This is a genomic window from Pseudomonas lundensis (assembly GCF_015377145.2).
Taxonomy (GTDB): Bacteria; Pseudomonadota; Gammaproteobacteria; order Pseudomonadales; family Pseudomonadaceae; genus Aquipseudomonas; species Aquipseudomonas lundensis.
Genome location: NZ_CP062158.2, coordinates 618,947 through 636,147, shown reverse-complemented (window position 1 = coordinate 636,147; position 17,201 = coordinate 618,947). Strand labels below are relative to the sequence as shown.

The 17,201-nt window shown below is 53.7% G+C and carries 30 protein-coding genes; all 30 read right to left on the bottom strand.

From position 1 onward, the window contains the following. Window positions 1–15: 15 nt before the first annotated feature. Window positions 16–402 (bottom strand): 50S ribosomal protein L17, encoded by a 387-nt coding sequence (gene rplQ, locus IF654_RS03335; RefSeq protein ID WP_047277870.1) that lies wholly within the window; start codon window positions 400–402, stop codon window positions 16–18. A 42-nt stretch (window positions 403–444) separates the two neighbouring features. Continuing rightward, window positions 445–1,446 (bottom strand): DNA-directed RNA polymerase subunit alpha, encoded by a 1,002-nt coding sequence (locus IF654_RS03330; RefSeq protein WP_003176403.1) that lies wholly within the window; start codon window positions 1,444–1,446, stop codon window positions 445–447. Between the two features lie 22 nt (window positions 1,447–1,468). Continuing rightward, on the bottom strand, window positions 1,469–2,089 hold the full coding sequence (gene rpsD, locus IF654_RS03325) for a 30S ribosomal protein S4 (protein ID WP_003444359.1): 621 nt from the start codon (window positions 2,087–2,089) through the stop codon (window positions 1,469–1,471). 18 nt (window positions 2,090–2,107) lie between these two features. Further along, window positions 2,108–2,497: a 30S ribosomal protein S11 gene (gene rpsK, locus IF654_RS03320; protein ID WP_007924177.1), complete on the bottom strand. Its 390-nt coding sequence runs from the start codon at window positions 2,495–2,497 to the stop codon at window positions 2,108–2,110. Between the two features lie 30 nt (window positions 2,498–2,527). Then, a complete protein-coding gene (gene rpsM / locus IF654_RS03315) occupies window positions 2,528–2,884 on the bottom strand; it encodes a 30S ribosomal protein S13 (protein WP_047277874.1) in 357 nt (118 codons plus the stop codon). Between the two features lie 129 nt (window positions 2,885–3,013). Then, on the bottom strand, window positions 3,014–3,130 hold the full coding sequence (gene rpmJ / locus IF654_RS03310; RefSeq protein WP_002555468.1) for a 50S ribosomal protein L36: 117 nt from the start codon (window positions 3,128–3,130) through the stop codon (window positions 3,014–3,016). A 28-nt stretch (window positions 3,131–3,158) separates the two neighbouring features. Next, window positions 3,159–4,487 (bottom strand): preprotein translocase subunit SecY, encoded by a 1,329-nt coding sequence (gene secY, locus IF654_RS03305; protein ID WP_003444361.1) that lies wholly within the window; start codon window positions 4,485–4,487, stop codon window positions 3,159–3,161. After that, window positions 4,488–4,922, bottom strand: a complete 435-nt coding sequence (gene rplO, locus IF654_RS03300; protein WP_047277881.1) for a 50S ribosomal protein L15 — start codon at window positions 4,920–4,922, stop codon at window positions 4,488–4,490. A 3-nt stretch (window positions 4,923–4,925) separates the two neighbouring features. Next, complete coding sequence (rpmD, locus tag IF654_RS03295; protein ID WP_003186033.1) at window positions 4,926–5,102, bottom strand: 50S ribosomal protein L30; 177 nt, start codon at window positions 5,100–5,102, stop codon at window positions 4,926–4,928. A gap of 2 nt (window positions 5,103–5,104) precedes the next feature. Next, window positions 5,105–5,605, bottom strand: a complete 501-nt coding sequence (gene rpsE, locus IF654_RS03290; RefSeq protein ID WP_003186035.1) for a 30S ribosomal protein S5 — start codon at window positions 5,603–5,605, stop codon at window positions 5,105–5,107. A gap of 3 nt (window positions 5,606–5,608) precedes the next feature. Next, complete coding sequence (rplR, locus tag IF654_RS03285; protein WP_003444364.1) at window positions 5,609–5,959, bottom strand: 50S ribosomal protein L18; 351 nt, start codon at window positions 5,957–5,959, stop codon at window positions 5,609–5,611. 10 nt (window positions 5,960–5,969) lie between these two features. After that, complete coding sequence (gene rplF, locus IF654_RS03280; RefSeq protein ID WP_003176412.1) at window positions 5,970–6,503, bottom strand: 50S ribosomal protein L6; 534 nt, start codon at window positions 6,501–6,503, stop codon at window positions 5,970–5,972. 12 nt (window positions 6,504–6,515) lie between these two features. Next, entirely contained in the window at window positions 6,516–6,908 is a 393-nt protein-coding gene (rpsH, locus tag IF654_RS03275; RefSeq protein ID WP_047277884.1) for a 30S ribosomal protein S8, read from the bottom strand. Between the two features lie 212 nt (window positions 6,909–7,120). Continuing rightward, window positions 7,121–7,426: a 30S ribosomal protein S14 gene (gene rpsN / locus IF654_RS03270; RefSeq protein ID WP_047277885.1), complete on the bottom strand. Its 306-nt coding sequence runs from the start codon at window positions 7,424–7,426 to the stop codon at window positions 7,121–7,123. A gap of 13 nt (window positions 7,427–7,439) precedes the next feature. Beyond that, window positions 7,440–7,979, bottom strand: a complete 540-nt coding sequence (gene rplE, locus IF654_RS03265) for a 50S ribosomal protein L5 (protein ID WP_003186044.1) — start codon at window positions 7,977–7,979, stop codon at window positions 7,440–7,442. Between the two features lie 22 nt (window positions 7,980–8,001). Then, window positions 8,002–8,316: a 50S ribosomal protein L24 gene (gene rplX / locus IF654_RS03260; protein WP_042561341.1), complete on the bottom strand. Its 315-nt coding sequence runs from the start codon at window positions 8,314–8,316 to the stop codon at window positions 8,002–8,004. An 11-nt stretch (window positions 8,317–8,327) separates the two neighbouring features. Further along, the gene (gene rplN / locus IF654_RS03255; RefSeq protein WP_002555479.1) at window positions 8,328–8,696 is read right to left on the bottom strand and encodes a 50S ribosomal protein L14; all 369 of its coding nucleotides are present in this window, start codon (window positions 8,694–8,696) and stop codon (window positions 8,328–8,330) included. 23 nt (window positions 8,697–8,719) lie between these two features. Beyond that, window positions 8,720–8,986 carry a 30S ribosomal protein S17 gene (gene rpsQ / locus IF654_RS03250; RefSeq protein WP_003194644.1) on the bottom strand — a complete coding sequence of 89 codons (267 nt, stop codon included), beginning with the start codon at window positions 8,984–8,986 and terminating at the stop codon, window positions 8,720–8,722. A gap of 2 nt (window positions 8,987–8,988) precedes the next feature. Continuing rightward, window positions 8,989–9,180: a 50S ribosomal protein L29 gene (gene rpmC, locus IF654_RS03245; RefSeq protein WP_003444371.1), complete on the bottom strand. Its 192-nt coding sequence runs from the start codon at window positions 9,178–9,180 to the stop codon at window positions 8,989–8,991. Beyond that, window positions 9,180–9,593 carry a 50S ribosomal protein L16 gene (gene rplP, locus IF654_RS03240; protein WP_003186052.1) on the bottom strand — a complete coding sequence of 138 codons (414 nt, stop codon included), beginning with the start codon at window positions 9,591–9,593 and terminating at the stop codon, window positions 9,180–9,182. Before rplP ends, rpmC begins: the two co-directional genes overlap by 1 nt. 12 nt (window positions 9,594–9,605) lie before the next feature. Further along, a complete protein-coding gene (rpsC, locus tag IF654_RS03235; protein ID WP_003176422.1) occupies window positions 9,606–10,292 on the bottom strand; it encodes a 30S ribosomal protein S3 in 687 nt (228 codons plus the stop codon). A 13-nt stretch (window positions 10,293–10,305) separates the two neighbouring features. Continuing rightward, window positions 10,306–10,638, bottom strand: a complete 333-nt coding sequence (rplV, locus tag IF654_RS03230) for a 50S ribosomal protein L22 (RefSeq protein ID WP_003444373.1) — start codon at window positions 10,636–10,638, stop codon at window positions 10,306–10,308. 13 nt (window positions 10,639–10,651) lie between these two features. Beyond that, a complete protein-coding gene (gene rpsS / locus IF654_RS03225; RefSeq protein WP_003232420.1) occupies window positions 10,652–10,927 on the bottom strand; it encodes a 30S ribosomal protein S19 in 276 nt (91 codons plus the stop codon). Window positions 10,928–10,943: 16 nt separating this feature from the next. Next, a complete protein-coding gene (gene rplB / locus IF654_RS03220; protein ID WP_047277892.1) occupies window positions 10,944–11,768 on the bottom strand; it encodes a 50S ribosomal protein L2 in 825 nt (274 codons plus the stop codon). A gap of 14 nt (window positions 11,769–11,782) precedes the next feature. Next, entirely contained in the window at window positions 11,783–12,082 is a 300-nt protein-coding gene (rplW, locus tag IF654_RS03215) for a 50S ribosomal protein L23 (protein WP_003444375.1), read from the bottom strand. After that, on the bottom strand, window positions 12,079–12,681 hold the full coding sequence (rplD, locus tag IF654_RS03210; protein WP_047277894.1) for a 50S ribosomal protein L4: 603 nt from the start codon (window positions 12,679–12,681) through the stop codon (window positions 12,079–12,081). The genes rplW and rplD overlap by 4 nt, the downstream gene beginning before the upstream one ends. Window positions 12,682–12,693: 12 nt before the next feature. Then, the gene (gene rplC, locus IF654_RS03205) at window positions 12,694–13,329 is read right to left on the bottom strand and encodes a 50S ribosomal protein L3 (RefSeq protein WP_003444377.1); all 636 of its coding nucleotides are present in this window, start codon (window positions 13,327–13,329) and stop codon (window positions 12,694–12,696) included. Window positions 13,330–13,410: 81 nt separating this feature from the next. Then, window positions 13,411–13,722: a 30S ribosomal protein S10 gene (gene rpsJ / locus IF654_RS03200; RefSeq protein ID WP_003186070.1), complete on the bottom strand. Its 312-nt coding sequence runs from the start codon at window positions 13,720–13,722 to the stop codon at window positions 13,411–13,413. A 143-nt stretch (window positions 13,723–13,865) separates the two neighbouring features. Then, on the bottom strand, window positions 13,866–15,059 hold the full coding sequence (gene tuf / locus IF654_RS03195; protein ID WP_005791980.1) for an elongation factor Tu: 1,194 nt from the start codon (window positions 15,057–15,059) through the stop codon (window positions 13,866–13,868). A gap of 35 nt (window positions 15,060–15,094) precedes the next feature. After that, window positions 15,095–17,197 carry an elongation factor G gene (fusA, locus tag IF654_RS03190; RefSeq protein WP_047277898.1) on the bottom strand — a complete coding sequence of 701 codons (2,103 nt, stop codon included), beginning with the start codon at window positions 17,195–17,197 and terminating at the stop codon, window positions 15,095–15,097. Window positions 17,198–17,201 lie beyond the last annotated feature (4 nt).

Below are 17,201 nucleotides of genomic sequence, written 5' to 3'. Positions count from 1 at the left end.
GTAGAGACTGACGTCTTACTCAGCGGATACAGCTTCACCGCCAACTGGACGATCAACCAACTCGACGTACGCCATAGGCGCGTTGTCGCCAGCGCGGAAACCGCACTTGAGGATGCGCAGGTAGCCACCCTCACGAGTTGCATAACGCTTGCCCAGATCGTTGAACAGCTTACCAACGATTGCTTTCGAACGAGTACGGTCGAAAGCCAGACGGCGGTTAGCAACAGAATCGTTCTTGGCCAGAGTAATCAGCGGCTCAGCAACGCGACGCAGTTCTTTGGCTTTCGGCAGAGTCGTTTTGATCAGCTCGTGCTCGAACAGCGACACTGCCATGTTTTGAAACATAGCCTTGCGGTGCGAGCTAGTGCGGCTCAGGTGACGACCACTTTTACGATGACGCATGGTTCATTCCTTACCAAACACAACGTTCGGTGATTACGACGATCAGGCAGTCGCCTTGTCGTCCTTCTTAAGACTTGCAGGCGGCCAGTTGTCGAGGCGCATGCCGAGGGACAGACCACGGGAGGCCAGAACGTCCTTGATTTCAGTCAAGGATTTCTTGCCCAGGTTCGGAGTCTTCAACAGTTCTACTTCGGTGCGCTGAATCAGGTCACCAATGTAGTAAATGTTCTCCGCCTTAAGGCAGTTGGCCGAACGCACGGTCAGTTCCAGATCGTCAACCGGACGAAGCAGGATCGGATCGATCTCGTCTTCCTGTTCGATAACCACTGGCTCGCTGTCACCTTTGAGGTCGACGAATGCAGCCAACTGCTGTTGCAGGATGGTTGCAGCACGACGAATGGCCTCTTCAGGATCCAGGGTACCGTTGGTCTCCAGATCAATAACCAGTTTGTCCAGGTTAGTACGCTGCTCGACACGGGCGTTTTCCACCACGTATGCGATACGGCGGACCGGGCTGAACGAAGAGTCAAGCTGCAAGCGACCAATGCTGCGGCTTTCATCTTCATCGCTCTGACGCGAGTCTGCTGGTTCATAACCACGACCACGAGCTACGGTGAGCTTCATGTTCAAGGCGCCGTTAGACGCCAGGTTGGCGATTACGTGATCGGGATTAACGATCTCGACATCATGATCCAGCTGAATATCGGCAGCGGTAACCACCCCCGAACCCTTCTTCGACAAGGTCAGCGTAACTTCGTCACGGCCGTGCAGCTTGATAGCCAGACCTTTAAGGTTCAACAGGATTTCAATTACGTCTTCCTGTACACCTTCGATGGCGCTGTACTCGTGGAGCACACCATCAATCTCGGCCTCGACTACTGCACAGCCTGGCATTGAGGACAACAGGATGCGGCGCAGCGCGTTGCCCAGGGTGTGGCCAAAACCACGCTCGAGAGGCTCGAGAGTGATTTTAGCGCGGGTTGGACTGACAACTTGCACATCAATATGGCGAGGTGTCAGGAACTCATTTACCGAAATCTGCATGGATGCACCTATTTTCTAGCCCTTACTTGGAGTAGAGCTCGACAATCAGGCTTTCGTTGATGTCGGCGGACAGATCACTGCGAGCTGGAACGTTCTTGAAAACGCCCGACTTCTTCTCAGTGTCTACTTCTACCCATTCTACGCGGCCACGTTGGGCACACAGATCGAGAGCTTGGACAATGCGAAGCTGGTTCTTTGCTTTCTCGCGGATAGCGACCACGTCACCAGCACGAACCTGGTAGGACGGAACGTTTACGGTCTGACCGTTAACGCTGATCGACTTGTGCGATACCAACTGACGAGATTCGGCACGAGTAGAACCGAAACCCATACGGTATACGACGTTATCCAGACGGCATTCGAGCAGTTGCAGCAGGTTTTCACCGGTTGCACCTTTCTTGCCAGCAGCTTGTTTGTAGTAGCCGCTGAACTGACGCTCGAGAACGCCGTAGATACGACGGACCTTCTGCTTTTCACGCAGCTGGGTGCCGTAGTCGGATTGGCGACCGCGGCGCTGGCCGTGGATGCCTGGAGCAGCTTCAATATTGCACTTCGATTCGATAGCGCGCACACCACTCTTCAGGAAGAGATCGGTGCCTTCACGACGTGCCAGTTTGCATTTTGGACCAATGTAACGAGCCATTCTTTACAGTCTCCTGGATTACACGCGGCGCTTCTTCGGCGGACGGCACCCGTTGTGCGGGATTGGCGTCACGTCGGTGATGCTGGCGATCTTATAGCCACAGCCGTTCAAAGCACGGACAGCGGACTCACGACCTGGACCTGGGCCCTTAACGTTAACGTCAAGGTTTTTCAGGCCATATTCCAGCGCAGCTTGACCAGCACGTTCAGCAGCTACTTGAGCAGCGAACGGGGTGGACTTGCGAGAACCGCGGAAACCCGAACCACCGGAGGTTGCCCAAGAAAGCGCATTACCCTGACGGTCGGTGATGGTCACGATGGTGTTGTTGAAAGACGCGTGGATGTGGGCGATGCCATCAACCACTGTCTTTTTAATTTTTTTACGAGGACGAGCAGCAGGTTTTGCCATGACTAAATTCCTGTCGATTCGCTGGTGCGATTACTTGCGGATCGGCTTACGCGGACCTTTGCGAGTACGCGCGTTGGTCTTGGTACGCTGACCGCGCACTGGAAGACCACGACGATGGCGCAGACCGCGGTAGCAGCCCAAGTCCATCAAGCGTTTGATTTTCATGTTGACTTCACGACGCAGGTCACCTTCAGTGGTGAACTTTGCCACTTCGCCACGCAGCTGTTCAATCTGCTCGTCGCTCAGATCCTTGATCTTAGCGGCTGGGTTTACACCAGCATCTACACAGATTTTCTGTGCAGTAGTGCGACCAACACCATAGATGTAGGTCAGCGAGATAACAGTGTGCTTGTTATCTGGAATGTTAACGCCTGCAATACGGGCCATTCAGTGGGACTCCAATTGACAGCTACCTACGCCCCGGAAGCCAAGAAATAGGGCGCGAGATAATATCGCTGTAATAACAAATAATCAACCCAGCAGCGCACTAGCTGCTGGGCTTCAAACAGATCACACTCAGCCTTGGCGCTGTTTGTGACGTGGTTCCGCGCTGCAAATTACCCGAACAACACCTTCGCGGCGAATAATCTTGCAGTTACGGCACAGCTTTTTCACCGATGCACGAACTTTCATCACCAACTCCTCTAACCTTATGGGTACTTCAGCGAAGCATTCCGCTGCCGTAGCCCTTCAGGTTGGCTTTCTTCATCAGGGATTCGTACTGGTGCGAAACGAGGTGCGATTGTACTTGCGACATGAAGTCCATAACAACCACGACAACGATCAGCAACGAGGTCCCGCCAAGGTAGAACGGAACGTTGGCTGCAACCACCAGGAATTGGGGCAGCAGACACACGGCCGTCATATAAAGAGCACCGAACAGAGTCAAACGAGTCAAAACGCCATCAATATAGCGCGCCGACTGCTCGCCTGGACGGATACCCGGAATAAAGGCACCGGACTTCTTCAGGTTTTCCGCTACGTCTTTCGGATTGAACATCAACGCCGTATAGAAGAAGCAGAAGAAAATAATCCCTGCACTAAACAGCAGAATATTCAACGGCTGACCAGGAGCGATCGACTGTGAGATGTCCTGCAACCAGCCCATACCTTCAGACTGACCAAACCAGGCACCCAGCGAAGCCGGGAACAGCAAAATGCTGCTCGCGAAAATAGCCGGGATTACGCCGGCCATATTCACTTTCAGCGGCAGGTGGCTCGTTTGAGCAGCAAACACCTTACGGCCCTGCTGACGCTTAGCGTAGTGAACAGCAATACGACGCTGGCCACGCTCAATGAACACCACAAAACCGATAATCGCTACTGCCAGCAAACCGATAGCAACCAGGGCGAAAATATTGATATCACCCTGACGCGCAGACTCGAACGACTGCCCAATTGCTCTCGGAAGACCGGCGACGATACCCGAAAAAATCAACATCGAGATACCGTTGCCAACTCCACGTTCAGTAATCTGCTCACCCAGCCACATCATGAACATTGCACCAGCCACAAATGTGGTCACTGCAACGAAATGAAAGCCCAGGTCACCAGTGAACGCTACGCCCTGCCCCGCCAGACCAATGGACATGCCAATAGCCTGGACGAGAGCAAGAGCGACAGTGAGGTAGCGGGTGTACTGGCTAATCTTGCGACGGCCAGCTTCACCTTCCTTCTTCAACTGCTCCAGCTGCGGGCTAACAGCGGACATAAGCTGCATGATGATCGATGCCGAAATGTACGGCATGATCCCCAGCGCAAAAATACTCATCCGCTCCAGCGCGCCGCCGGAAAACATGTTGAACAAGCTAAGAATGGTCCCCTCATTCTGTCGAAACAGGTCCGCCAGCCGGTCCGGGTTAATACCAGGAACTGGGATGTGTGCGCCTATCCGGTAGACGATGATCGCCAGGAATAGAAAACGCAGACGAGCCCAGAGCTCGGACAACCCGCCTTTGCTGAGCGCTGAGAGAGCACCTTGCTTAGCCATTTATTCCTCGAACTTGCCGCCAGCTGCTTCGATAGCCGCACGCGCACCTTTGGTGGCTGCGATACCTTTGATGGTGACAGCGCGAGTCACTTCACCGGACAACATGATTTTCACACGTTGTACGTTGACGTTGATCACGTTGGCATCCTTCAGAGTCTGCACAGTTACGATGTCGCCTTCCACTTTAGCCAGCTCGGACAAACGCACTTCTGCGCGATCCATAGCTTTCAGGGAAACGAAACCGAACTTAGGCAGACGGCGATGCAACGGCTGTTGGCCGCCTTCAAAGCCTGGAGCAATGGTGCCACCGGAGCGGGAAGTCTGACCTTTGTGACCACGGCCACCAGTCTTACCCAAACCACTACCGATACCACGGCCCGGACGATGCTTTTCGCGACGGGAACCCGGCGCTGGACTCAGATCATTGAGCTTCATCGATTAACCCTCTACACGCAGCATGTAGTAAGCCTTGTTGATCATCCCGCGATTCTCGGGAGTATCAAGTACTTCTACAGTGTGACCGATGCGACGCAGACCCAAACCCTTAACGCACAGTTTGTGGTTAGGGATACGGCCGGTCATGCTTTTGATCAACGTTACTTTAACGGTAGCCATGATCAGAAGATCTCCTTAACGCTTTTGCCACGCTTAGCGGCAATAGATTCAGGAGACTGCATAGCTTTCAAACCTTTAAATGTGGCGTGAACCACGTTTACAGGGTTAGTCGAGCCGTAGCACTTAGCCAGTACGTTCTGAACGCCAGCAACTTCGAGGACAGCACGCATAGCGCCGCCAGCGATGATACCGGTACCTTCAGAAGCAGGCTGCATGTACACCTTCGAAGCGCCATGGGCAGACTTCATTGCGTACTGCAGAGTGGTGCCGTTCAGATCAACCTGGATCATGTTGCGGCGAGCAGCTTCCATTGCCTTCTGGATCGCAGCAGGCACTTCACGTGACTTGCCACGGCCGAAGCCAACACGCCCTTTACCATCACCAACCACGGTCAACGCGGTGAAAGTGAAGATACGGCCGCCTTTAACGGTTTTGGCTACGCGGTTAACTTGAACCAGCTTCTCAATGTAGCCTTCGTCGCGCTTTTGGTCGTTATTTGACATAACTTAGAACTCCAGCCCAGCTTCACGAGCAGCCTCAGCCAGCGCTTTAACGCGGCCGTGGTACTTGAAGCCAGAGCGGTCGAAAGCCACCTGCGAGACGCCAGCGGCTTTTGCACGCGTAGCGACCAGCTGGCCAACCTTTGTGGCCGCGTCGATGTTGCCAGTGGCAGCATCACGCAGTTCTTTGTCCAAAGTCGAGGCGCTTGCCAGGACTTTGCTGCCGTCGGCCGAGATGACCTGGGCATAGATGTGCTGCGAAGAGCGGAACACGCAGAGACGCACGACTTCTAGTTCGTGCATTTTCAGACGTGCTTTGCGAGCGCGACGCAGTCGAGTAACTTTTTTGTCGGTCATTTGCTAGGCCCTACTTCTTCTTGGCTTCTTTACGGCGGACGACTTCGTCCGCGTAACGCACACCTTTACCTTTGTAAGGTTCTGGCGGACGGAAGTCGCGGATCTCAGCGGCCACTTGACCTACTAGCTGCTTATCGATGCCCTTGATCAGGATATCGGTCTGGCTAGGAGTCTCAGCGGTGATGCCTTCCGGCAGTTCGTAATCCACTGGGTGCGAGAAGCCAAGAGCCAGGTTCAGCACTGTGCCTTTTGCTTGCGCTTTGTAACCAACACCGACCAGCTGGAGCTTGCGCTCGAAGCCTTGGCTTACGCCTTGGACCATGTTGTTTACCAACGCACGAGTGGTACCAGCCATTGCGCGAGTTTGTTGATCGCCATTGCGAGCAGCGAAACGCAGCTCACCAGCTTCTTCAACGATCTCAACGGACGAATGGATGTTCAGTTCTAGAGTGCCCTTGGCACCCTTCACCGAAAGCTGTTGGCCGGCGAATTTTACTTCAACACCAGCTGGCAGCTTAACGGGGTTCTTAGCGACGCGTGACATGCTTATCCCCCCTTAGAACACAGTGCAAAGAACTTCGCCGCCGACACCGGCAGCGCGCGCAGCACGATCCGTCATCACACCTTTGTTGGTGGAGACGATAGACACACCCAGACCGCCACGAACTTTTGGCAGATCTTCGGAGGACTTGTACTGACGCAGGCCTGGACGGCTAACGCGCTTAACTTCTTCGATAACCGGACGGCCTTCGAAGTACTTCAGCTCGATAGACAGCAGTGGCTTGATTTCGCTGCTGATCTGATAATCCGCGATGTAACCTTCGTCCTTCAGAACTTTGGCTACAGCTACCTTCAACGTGGAAGATGGCATGCTTACGACGGACTTTTCAGCCATCTGGGCATTACGGATTCGAGTTAGCATGTCCGCTAACGGGTCCTGCATACTCATGGGCTAGACGCTCCTGATACAAAAAGAATTAGCCTTGCGGCTACAACTGTCGCCGAGTAACTCAATGCTTAAAAAGCACGGGCTCAGGCGAGCCGGTCATTCTAGACACACACCAGAAATGAATCAAGCCCCAATAGGGGCTTGATTCATGTTCAGGGTCACCGGTTGTCAGGATCTTACGAACCTGACAACGATAACTTTGCCTGTACAGCTTACCAGCTGGCTTTAACCAGACCTGGTACGTCACCGCGCATTGCTGCTTCACGCAATTTGTTACGGCCAAGGCCGAACTTGCGGTAAACACCATGCGGACGACCAGTCAGGCGGCAGCGGTTACGCATGCGCGAAGCGCTTGCGTCACGTGGCTGCTTCTGCAGAGCTACTGTAGCTTCCCAACGCGCTTCTGGACTTGCGTTCAGATCAACGATGATCGCTTTCAGCTCGGCACGCTTCTTGGCGTACTTGGCAACCGTGAGCTGACGCTTCAGCTCGCGGTTTTTCATGCTCATCTTAGCCATGGTCCTACTCCAATCAGTTGCGGAACGGGAATTTGAATGCACGCAGCAATGCGCGACCTTCATCATCCGTCCGAGCAGTGGTGGTCAGGGTAATATCCAGACCGCGGAGTGCATCGATCTTGTCGTAGTCGATTTCCGGGAAGATGATCTGCTCTTTAACGCCCATGCTGTAGTTACCACGACCATCGAAGGACTTGGCATTCAGGCCGCGGAAGTCGCGAACCCGAGGCAGGGAGATCGACAGCAGACGATCCAGGAATTCATACATACGCTCACGGCGCAGAGTTACTTTGACGCCGATCGGCCAGCCTTCGCGAACTTTAAAGCCTGCGATGGACTTGCGAGCGTAAGTCACAACAACTTTTTGACCCGTGATTTTTTCCAAATCAGCTACAGCGTGCTCGATGACTTTTTTGTCGCCGATCGCTTCGCCCAGACCCATGTTCAGGGTGATTTTGGTAACGCGCGGAACTTCCATCACGTTCGAAAGCTTAAGTTCTTCCTTAAGTTTCGGAGCGATTTCCTTCCGGTAAATCTCTTTTAGTCGTGCCATGGTCTTATCTACCTAGCAGTGTTCAAGCATCAACCGCTTTTTGGGTCGACTTGAAGACACGAATTTTTTTGCCTTCTTCTACTTTGAAACCAACGCGGTCAGCCTTGTTGGTTTCGCCGTTGAAAATGGCGACGTTAGAAGCGTGCAATGGCGCTTCTTTTTCGACGATACCGCCTTGTACGCCCGACATCGGGTTAGGCTTGGTATGACGCTTTACCAGGTTCAGACCACCAACAACCAGACGGTTGTCAGCGAGAACCTTAAGCACCTTACCGCGCTTACCTTTGTCTTTGCCGGCGATCACGATGATCTCGTCGTCACGACGAATCTTTTGCATGTCGGATCTCCTTACAGCACTTCTGGGGCGAGCGAGACGATCTTCATGAACTTCTCAGTACGAAGTTCACGGGTCACTGGCCCAAAGATACGGGTGCCGATAGGCTCTTGCTTGTTGTTCAGAAGAACAGCAGCGTTGCCATCAAAGCGGATAATGGAGCCATCAGCACGGCGTACGCCGTGACGAGTGCGGACTACTACTGCAGTCATCACTTGGCCTTTTTTCACTTTACCGCGCGGAATTGCTTCCTTGACGGTTACTTTGATGATGTCACCGATACCAGCGTAACGACGATGGGAGCCACCCAGCACCTTGATGCACATAACGCGGCGTGCGCCGCTGTTATCGGCCACATCGAGCATGGATTGAGTCTGAATCATATAATTTCTCCGACCCCTAGTCCTTAGACTTCCACAGCGCGTTCGAGAACATCAACCAGCGCCCAAGACTTGGTCTTGGCCATCGGACGAGTTTCACGAATAGTGACTTTGTCGCCGATGTGGCACTGATTGGTTTCGTCGTGCGCGTGCAGCTTAGTCGAACGCTTAACGTATTTACCGTAGATCGGGTGCTTAACGCGACGCTCAATCAGAACGGTGATGGTTTTGTCCATCTTGTCGCTGACAACACGGCCAGTCAGCGTACGGACAGTTTTTTCGGCTTCAGCCATGATTACTTACCTGCCTGCTGTTTGAGCACAGTCTTCACGCGAGCGATGTCACGCTTAACTTGCGAGAGCAGATGCGACTGCCCCAACTGGCCAGTTGCTTTCTGCATACGCAGATTGAACTGGTCGCGCAGCAAGCCGAGCAGTTGCTCGTTCAGCTGCTGTGCGGATTTTTCACGAAGTTCATTCGCTTTCATCACATCACCGTCCGTTTAACAAAGGAGGTGGCGAGCGGCAGCTTTGCAGCAGCCAGGGCGAAAGCCTCACGCGCCAGCTCTTCAGAAACACCCTCGATTTCATACAGGACTTTGCCTGGCTGAATCTGGGCAACCCAATACTCCACGTTACCCTTACCTTTACCCATACGAACTTCGAGGGGCTTTTTGGTTACAGGCTTGTCCGGGAATACACGGATCCAGATCTTGCCACCACGTTTCACGTGACGGGTCAGTGCACGACGCGCTGACTCAATCTGACGAGCGGTGAGACGACCACGAGCAACAGACTTCAGCGCGAACTCGCCGAAGCTGACTTTGCTACCGCGCAATGCCAAGCCACGGTTGTGGCCAGTCATTTGCTTGCGGAACTTCGTACGCTTAGGTTGTAACATTTGGCGTACCCCTTACTTAGCAGCTTTTTTACGAGGCGCTGGTGCTTGTGGTTTCAGTTCTTCTTGGCGACCACCAATTACTTCGCCTTTGAAGATCCAAACCTTTACACCGATCACACCGTAAGTGGTGTGAGCTTCGTAGTTGGCATAGTCGATGTCGGCACGCAGGGTGTGCAATGGCACACGACCTTCGCGATACCATTCAGTACGTGCAATTTCAGCACCGCCGAGACGACCGCTCACTTGGATTTTGATGCCCTTGGCACCAATGCGCATAGCGTTCTGTACAGCGCGCTTCATAGCGCGACGGAACATTACACGACGCTCCAGCTGCTGAGCTACGCTCTGCGCAACCAGCATACCGTCGAGCTCCGGCTTACGGATCTCTTCGATATTGATGTGCACAGGCACACCCATTTGCTTGGTCAGGTCCTGACGCAGTTTCTCAACATCTTCACCTTTCTTCCCGATAACAATACCTGGACGAGCGGTGTGGATGGTGATGCGTGCAGTTTGGGCCGGACGATGGATATCGATACGGCTTACGGACGCGCTTTTTAGTTTGTCTTGGAGGTATTCACGCACCTTCAGATCAGCGAACAAGTAGTCCGCATAAGTCCGGCCGTCTGCGTACCAGACGGAGGTGTGCTCCTTGACGATTCCCAGGCGAATGCCAATGGGATGTACTTTCTGACCCATCTCTTCGACTCCGTTACTTGTCAGCAACCTTGACAGTGATATGGCAAGACCGCTTGACGATGCGATCAGCGCGGCCTTTGGCACGCGGCATGATGCGCTTCAGCGAACGCCCTTCGTTGACGAAAACGGTGGCGACTTTCAAGTCGTCAACGTCTGCGCCTTCGTTATGCTCGGCGTTGGCTACGGCCGACTCCAGCACTTTCTTGATGATCTCGGCGGCTTTCTTGTTGCTGAAAGCCAACAGGTTGAGCGCTTCGCCCACCTTCTTCCCGCGGATCTGGTCGGCGACCAAGCGGGCTTTCTGGGCGGAGATTCGAGCGCCCGACAACTTAGCGGCTACTTCCATCGTTCCTTACCCCTTAACGCTTGGCTTTCTTGTCTGCCACGTGCCCACGATAAGTGCGGGTACCGGCAAACTCGCCTAGTTTATGGCCAACCATGTCTTCGTTCACGAGAACTGGAACATGCAGACGACCGTTATGCACAGCGATGGTCAGACCGACCATTTGTGGCAGGATCATCGAACGACGCGACCAGGTTTTCACCGGCTTGCGATCATTCTTTTCCGCCGCCACTTCGATCTTCTTCAGTAGGTGAAGATCAATAAAAGGACCTTTTTTCAGAGAACGTGGCACTGTCGTATCCCTCTATTTACTTGCGACGACGGACGATCATTTTGTCGGTACGCTTATTACCACGAGTCTTCGCGCCCTTAGTCGGGAAGCCCCATGGCGATACCGGATGACGACCACCAGAGGTACGACCTTCACCACCACCATGTGGGTGGTCAACCGGGTTCATGGCAACACCACGAACGGTTGGGCGAACGCCACGCCAGCGTTTGGCACCAGCTTTACCCAGCGAACGCAGGCTGTGCTCGGAGTTCGAGACTTCACCCAGGGTCGCACGGCATTCAGCCAGAACTTTACGCATTTCACCGGAGCGCAGACGCAGGGTCACGTAGACACCTTCACGAGCTACCAGCTGAGCAGATGCACCAGCGGAGCGAGCGATTTGCGCGCCTTTACCCGGCTTCAACTCGATGCCGTGTACGGTGCTACCAACTGGAATGCTACGCAGCTGCAGCGAGTTACCCGGCTTGATCGGAGCCAAAGCACCCGAAATCAGCTGGTCACCAGCGCTCACGCCTTTTGGGGCGATGATGTAACGGCGTTCGCCGTCTGCGTACAGCATAAGAGCAATGTGAGCAGTACGGTTTGGATCGTATTCGATACGCTCAACAGTGGCAGGAATGCCATCTTTGTCGTTGCGACGGAAGTCGACCATACGGTAATGCTGCTTATGACCACCACCGATGTGACGCGTGGTAATGCGGCCATTGTTGTTACGACCACCAGACTTCGATTTTTTCTCGAGCAGCGGTGCGTGAGGAGCGCCTTTATGCAGCTCCTGGTTGACCACCTTGACCACATGACGGCGGCCAGGGGAAGTCGGTTTGCATTTAACGATTGCCATGATGCACCCCTTCCTTACTCAGCACTGCTGCTGAAATCGAGATCTTGGCCTGGCTGAAGGGAAATTACCGCCTTCTTCCAGTCATTACGCTTGCCCACGCCGCGAGCGGTGCGCTTGCTCTTACCCAGTACATTCAGGGTAGTAACACGCTCAACTTTCACGCTGAACAGGCTTTCGACGGCCTTCTTGATTTCCAGCTTGGTTGCATCAGTAGCAACCTTGAAAACGAACTGGCCTTTCTTGTCTGCCAGAACCGTAGCCTTCTCGGAAACGTGCGGGCCAAGCAGAACTTTAAATACGCGTTCCTGGTTCATCCCAGCAGCTCCTCGAATTTCTTCACGGCCGACACGGTGATCAACACCTTGTCGTATGCGATCAGACTAACTGGATCGGAACCTTGCACGTCACGGACATCAACGTGTGGCAGGTTACGAGCAGCCAGGTACAGGTTCTGATCAACAACTTCAGACACGATCAGGACATCAGTCAGACCCATGCCATTCAGTTTGTTCAGCAGATCTTTGGTTTTCGGCGCTTCAACAGCGAAGTCCTGAACCACGACCAGACGATCAGTACGCACCAGCTCAGCAAGGATGGAACGCATTGCTGCGCGATACATCTTCTTGTTCAGCTTCTGAGAGTGATCCTGTGGACGAGCTGCGAATGTGGTACCACCGCCACGCCAGATTGGGCTACGGATAGTACCGGCACGAGCACGGCCAGTACCTTTCTGACGCCAAGGGCGCTTACCGCCACCACGAACGTCGGAACGGGTCTTTTGCTGCTTGCTACCTTGACGGCCGCCAGCCATGTAGGCCACGACTGCTTGGTGAACCAGCGTCTCGTTGAACTCGCCGCCGAATGTCAGTTCGGAAACTTCGATCGCTTGAGCGTCATTTACGTTTAATTGCATGTCAGCTTCCCCTTAACCGCGAGCCTTGGCCGCCGGACGTACAACCAGGTTGCCGCCAGTAGCGCCAGGAACAGCACCCTTGACCAACAACAGATTGCGTTCAGCGTCGACGCGCACTACTTCGAGGGACTGCACGGTCACGCGCTCAGCGCCCATATGACCGGACATTTTTTTGCCCTTGAATACACGACCAGGAGTCTGGCACTGGCCAATAGAGCCCGGGACGCGGTGGGAAACGGAGTTACCGTGAGTGTTATCTTGGCCACGGAAATTCCAACGCTTGATCGTACCCTGGAAGCCTTTACCTTTGGACTGACCGGTCACATCGACCATCTGACCTGCGGTGAAGATTTCAGCGTTGATCAGATCGCCTGCCTGGTACTCGCCTTCTTCAAGGCGGAATTCCATTACGGTACGACCGGCTGCAACGTTTGCCTTGGCGAAGTGACCCGCCTGGGCAGCTGTTACACGCGAAGCGCGACGCTCGCCGACAGTGACTTGCACTGCACGATAGCCATCGGTTTCTTCAGTTTTGAACTGGGTGACGCGATTCGGCTCGATCTCAATGACCGTGACCGGAATGGAGACACCTTCTTCGGTGAAAATACGGGTCATACCGCATTTACGACCGACTACACCAATAGTCATGTTGTAAACCTCATGAGTGTACGGGGCTTTCACCCGCTATGGCCGCCCATTTCAGAGCGTTACACGACTAAGACCCAAGTCTTAGCCGAGGCTGATCTGCACTTCCACACCGGCCGCAAGATCAAGCTTCATAAGTGCATCAACGGTTTTATCCGTTGGCTGGACGATGTCCAGTACGCGCTTATGAGTACGGATCTCGTACTGGTCACGCGCGTCTTTGTTGACGTGCGGGGAGACCAGAACGGTGAACCGCTCTTTACGGGTAGGCAGTGGAATTGGACCACGCACTTGAGCACCAGTACGTTTCGCGGTTTCCACGATTTCCTGGGTTGATTGGTCGATCAGGCGATGGTCAAAAGCCTTCAACCTGATACGGATTTGCTGATTTTGCATTGGATTTCAGACTCCAGATTGCTATTCCCACCGAGCGCAATACGCCCGTTAAAAGGAGGCGCAATTCTATAGACGACCCCAGTAGGTGTCAACTCAATAAAAAAAGCCCCCGCTAGGCGGGGGCTTTTTCATGCAATCATCGATTACTCGATGATTTTGGCTACGACGCCAGCGCCGACGGTACGACCGCCTTCACGGATAGCGAAACGCAGACCATCTTCCATTGCGATGGTTTTGATCAGGGTAACAGTCATTTGAATGTTATCACCCGGCATTACCATTTCAACGCCTTCTGGCAGCTCGCAGTTACCAGTCACGTCAGTAGTACGGAAGTAGAACTGTGGACGGTAGCCTTTGAAGAACGGAGTATGACGGCCGCCTTCTTCCTTGCTCAGAACATATACTTCTGCAGTGAACTTGGTGTGCGGCTTAACCGAACCCGGCTTAACCAGAACCTGACCACGCTCAACGTCGTCACGCTTAGTACCACGCAACAGAACGCCGCAGTTCTCGCCTGCACGACCTTCGTCAAGCAGCTTGCGGAACATTTCAACGCCGGTGCAAGTGGTAACAGTCGTGTCACGCAGACCAACGATTTCCAGCGGATCCTGAACGCGAACGATACCGCGCTCGATACGACCAGTCACAACAGTACCGCGACCAGAGATCGAGAATACGTCTTCGATTGGCATCAGGAACGGCTTGTCGGTCAGACGAACTGGTTCTGGGATGTAGCTGTCCAGAGTTTCAACCAGCTTACGAACAGCAGTGGTGCCCATTTCGTTTTCGTCGTTGCCTTCCAGAGCCATACGAGCAGAACCGATGATGATCGGAGTGTCGTCACCTGGGAAGTCGTAAGTGCTCAGCAGATCGCGCACTTCCATCTCAACCAGTTCCAGCAGCTCAGCGTCGTCTACCAGGTCAGCCTTGTTCAGGAAAACCACGATGTACGGAACGCCTACCTGACGGGACAGCAGGATGTGCTCACGGGTTTGTGGCATCGGACCATCAGCGGCCGAACAAACCAGGATCGCGCCGTCCATCTGGGCAGCACCAGTGATCATGTTCTTCACGTAGTCAGCGTGACCTGGGCAGTCAACGTGAGCGTAGTGACGAATTGTCGAGTTGTACTCAACGTGAGCAGTGTTGATGGTGATACCACGAGCTTTTTCTTCTGGCGCGCTGTCGATCTTGTCGAAGTCAACACGAGCAGAACCGAAAACTTCGGAGCAAACACGAGTCAGAGCTGCAGTCAGAGTGGTTTTACCATGGTCAACGTGACCGATAGTGCCAACGTTGACGTGCGGTAGGGAACGATCAAATTTTTCTTTAGCCACGACAATTAACTCCTTGCCTAAAGGACTGAACTAAATCAGCCTTGTTTTTTAGTAACAGCTTCGACGATGTGCGACGGCGCTGTATCGTATTTTTTGAATTCCATAGAGTAGCTTGCGCGACCCTGGGACATGGAACGAACGTCGGTTGCATAACCGAACATTTCACCCAACGGAACCTCAGCGCGGATAACCTTGCCAGAAACCGTATCTTCCATACCCTGAATCATGCCGCGACGACGATTCAAGTCGCCCATCACGTCACCCATATAGTCTTCTGGTGTAACAACCTCTACCGCCATGATCGGCTCAAGCAGCTCACCACCACCTTTGGTAGCCAGTTGCTTGGTCGCCATGGAAGCAGCCACCTTAAACGCCATCTCGTTGGAGTCGACGTCGTGGTAAGAACCATCAAACACGGTAGCCTTCAGGCCGATCAGCGGATAGCCGGCAACAACACCGTTCTTCATCTGCTCTTCGATACCCTTCTGGATAGCCGGGATGTATTCCTTAGGAACCACACCACCTACCACTTCGTTCACGAACTGCAGACCTTCCTGACCTTCGTCAGCAGGTGCAAAACGGATCCAGCAATGGCCAAACTGACCACGACCGCCGGACTGACGAACGAACTTGCCTTCGATCTCACAGCTCTTCGTGATGCGCTCACGATAAGAAACCTGAGGCTTACCGATGTTGGCTTCGACGTTGAACTCACGCTTCATCCGGTCTACCAGGATGTCGAGGTGCAATTCGCCCATGCCAGAGATGATCGTCTGACCAGTCTCTTCATCAGTTTTTACACGGAAAGATGGATCTTCCTGAGCAAGCTTGCCCAGTGCGATACCCATTTTTTCCTGGTCATCCTTGGTTTTAGGTTCAACGGCAACCGAAATAACCGGCTCCGGGAATTCCATACGAACCAGAATGATTGGCTTGTCAGCGGCGCACAGGGTATCACCAGTGGTGACATCCTTCATGCCGATCAAGGCCGCGATGTCACCAGCGCGCACTTCCTTGATCTCTTCACGGGCGTTTGCGTGCATTTGCACCATACGACCCACACGCTCTTTCTTGCCTTTAACCGAGTTGATCACGCCGTCACCGGAGTTCAACACGCCCGAATAAACACGGACAAAGGTCAAAGTACCCACGAATGGGTCAGTCGCAATCTTGAACGCCAAAGACGAGAACGGTTCAGCATCATCCGCGTGACGCTCCATCTCGATATTTTCGTCATCCGGATCAGAACCCTTGATGGCTGGAATATCGGTAGGCGCTGGCAGGTAATCGATCACAGCATCGAGAACCAGGGGAACACCCTTGTTCTTGAAGGAAGAACCACAAACAGCCAGAACGATCTCACCAGCGATAGTACGCTGACGCAGAGCCGCCTTGATTTCCGCGACGGTGAGCTCTTCACCTTCGAGGTACTTGTTCATCAGCTCTTCACTGGCTTCGGCCGCAGCCTCAACCATCTGGCTGCGCCACTCTTCAGCCAATTCCTGCATTTCAGCAGGGATAGCTTCACGACGCGGCGTCATGCCCTTGTCAGCATCGTTCCAGTAAACCGCTTCCATGGTCATCAGATCGATCTGACCCTGGAAGTTGTCTTCGGAACCGATAGCCAACTGGATAGGCACCGGAGTGTGACCCAGACGCTTCTTGATCTGACCTACTACGCGCAGGAAATCTGCACCAGCACGGTCCATCTTGTTTACGTAAACAAGACGCGGAACCCCGTACTTGTTGGCTTGACGCCATACGGTTTCAGACTGAGGCTCAACACCCGAGGTGCCGCAGAACACAACAACCGCGCCATCGAGTACACGCAGGGAACGTTCAACTTCAATCGTGAAGTCAACGTGGCCCGGGGTATCAATTACATTGAAACGGTAGTTGTCGTACTGCTTGGCAGAACCCTGCCAAAAGGTAGTGATCGCAGCAGAAGTAATGGTAATACCACGCTCCTGCTCCTGCACCATCCAGTCCGTGGTCGCGGCGCCGTCATGCACCTCGCCCATCTTGTGACTTTTGCCCGTGTAAAAAAGTACCCGCTCAGTAGTCGTGGTTTTACCCGCGTCCACGTGAGCACAGATACCAATGTTACGGTAGCGGTTAATCGGTGTAGTACGAGCCATAAAG

What these genes read in the sequence shown, in the direction of transcription:
- secY (WP_003444361.1), bottom strand. Translation starts at nt 4,487, where the DNA reads ATGGCTAAGCAAGGTGCTCTCTCAGCGCTCAGCAAAGGCGGGTTGTCC.
- rpsM (WP_047277874.1), bottom strand. Translation starts at nt 2,884, where the DNA reads ATGGCCCGTATTGCAGGCGTTAACATTCCAGATAACAAGCACACTGTT.
- rpmC (WP_003444371.1), bottom strand. Translation starts at nt 9,180, where the DNA reads ATGAAAGCGAATGAACTTCGTGAAAAATCCGCACAGCAGCTGAACGAG.
- rplB (WP_047277892.1), bottom strand. Translation starts at nt 11,768, where the DNA reads ATGGCAATCGTTAAATGCAAACCGACTTCCCCTGGCCGCCGTCATGTG.
- rpsH (WP_047277884.1), bottom strand. Translation starts at nt 6,908, where the DNA reads ATGAGTATGCAGGACCCGTTAGCGGACATGCTAACTCGAATCCGTAAT.
- rpsJ (WP_003186070.1), bottom strand. Translation starts at nt 13,722, where the DNA reads ATGCAAAATCAGCAAATCCGTATCAGGTTGAAGGCTTTTGACCATCGC.
- rplO (WP_047277881.1), bottom strand. Translation starts at nt 4,922, where the DNA reads ATGAAGCTCAATGATCTGAGTCCAGCGCCGGGTTCCCGTCGCGAAAAG.
- rplR (WP_003444364.1), bottom strand. Translation starts at nt 5,959, where the DNA reads ATGACCGACAAAAAAGTTACTCGACTGCGTCGCGCTCGCAAAGCACGT.
- rpmD (WP_003186033.1), bottom strand. Translation starts at nt 5,102, where the DNA reads ATGGCTACCGTTAAAGTAACGTTGATCAAAAGCATGACCGGCCGTATC.
- rplD (WP_047277894.1), bottom strand. Translation starts at nt 12,681, where the DNA reads ATGCAATTAAACGTAAATGACGCTCAAGCGATCGAAGTTTCCGAACTG.
- rpsQ (WP_003194644.1), bottom strand. Translation starts at nt 8,986, where the DNA reads ATGGCTGAAGCCGAAAAAACTGTCCGTACGCTGACTGGCCGTGTTGTC.
- rpsE (WP_003186035.1), bottom strand. Translation starts at nt 5,605, where the DNA reads ATGTCAAATAACGACCAAAAGCGCGACGAAGGCTACATTGAGAAGCTG.
- rplX (WP_042561341.1), bottom strand. Translation starts at nt 8,316, where the DNA reads ATGCAAAAGATTCGTCGTGACGACGAGATCATCGTGATCGCCGGCAAA.
- rplC (WP_003444377.1), bottom strand. Translation starts at nt 13,329, where the DNA reads ATGACTATTGGTGTAGTCGGTCGTAAATGCGGTATGACCCGTATTTTC.
- rpsK (WP_007924177.1), bottom strand. Translation starts at nt 2,497, where the DNA reads ATGGCAAAACCTGCTGCTCGTCCTCGTAAAAAAATTAAAAAGACAGTG.
- rplE (WP_003186044.1), bottom strand. Translation starts at nt 7,979, where the DNA reads ATGGCACGACTAAAAGAGATTTACCGGAAGGAAATCGCTCCGAAACTT.
- rplP (WP_003186052.1), bottom strand. Translation starts at nt 9,593, where the DNA reads ATGTTACAACCTAAGCGTACGAAGTTCCGCAAGCAAATGACTGGCCAC.
- rplF (WP_003176412.1), bottom strand. Translation starts at nt 6,503, where the DNA reads ATGTCACGCGTCGCTAAGAACCCCGTTAAGCTGCCAGCTGGTGTTGAA.
- IF654_RS03330 (WP_003176403.1), bottom strand. Translation starts at nt 1,446, where the DNA reads ATGCAGATTTCGGTAAATGAGTTCCTGACACCTCGCCATATTGATGTG.
- rplN (WP_002555479.1), bottom strand. Translation starts at nt 8,696, where the DNA reads ATGATTCAGACTCAATCCATGCTCGATGTGGCCGATAACAGCGGCGCA.
- rpsN (WP_047277885.1), bottom strand. Translation starts at nt 7,426, where the DNA reads ATGGCTAAGATGAGCATGAAAAACCGCGAGCTGAAGCGTCAGCTCACG.
- rplV (WP_003444373.1), bottom strand. Translation starts at nt 10,638, where the DNA reads ATGGAAGTAGCCGCTAAGTTGTCGGGCGCTCGAATCTCCGCCCAGAAA.
- rpsD (WP_003444359.1), bottom strand. Translation starts at nt 2,089, where the DNA reads ATGGCTCGTTACATTGGTCCAAAATGCAAACTGGCACGTCGTGAAGGC.
- rplW (WP_003444375.1), bottom strand. Translation starts at nt 12,082, where the DNA reads ATGAACCAGGAACGCGTATTTAAAGTTCTGCTTGGCCCGCACGTTTCC.
- rpsC (WP_003176422.1), bottom strand. Translation starts at nt 10,292, where the DNA reads ATGGGTCAGAAAGTACATCCCATTGGCATTCGCCTGGGAATCGTCAAG.
- rplQ (WP_047277870.1), bottom strand. Translation starts at nt 402, where the DNA reads ATGCGTCATCGTAAAAGTGGTCGTCACCTGAGCCGCACTAGCTCGCAC.
- fusA (WP_047277898.1), bottom strand. Translation starts at nt 17,197, where the DNA reads ATGGCTCGTACTACACCGATTAACCGCTACCGTAACATTGGTATCTGT.
- rpmJ (WP_002555468.1), bottom strand. Translation starts at nt 3,130, where the DNA reads ATGAAAGTTCGTGCATCGGTGAAAAAGCTGTGCCGTAACTGCAAGATT.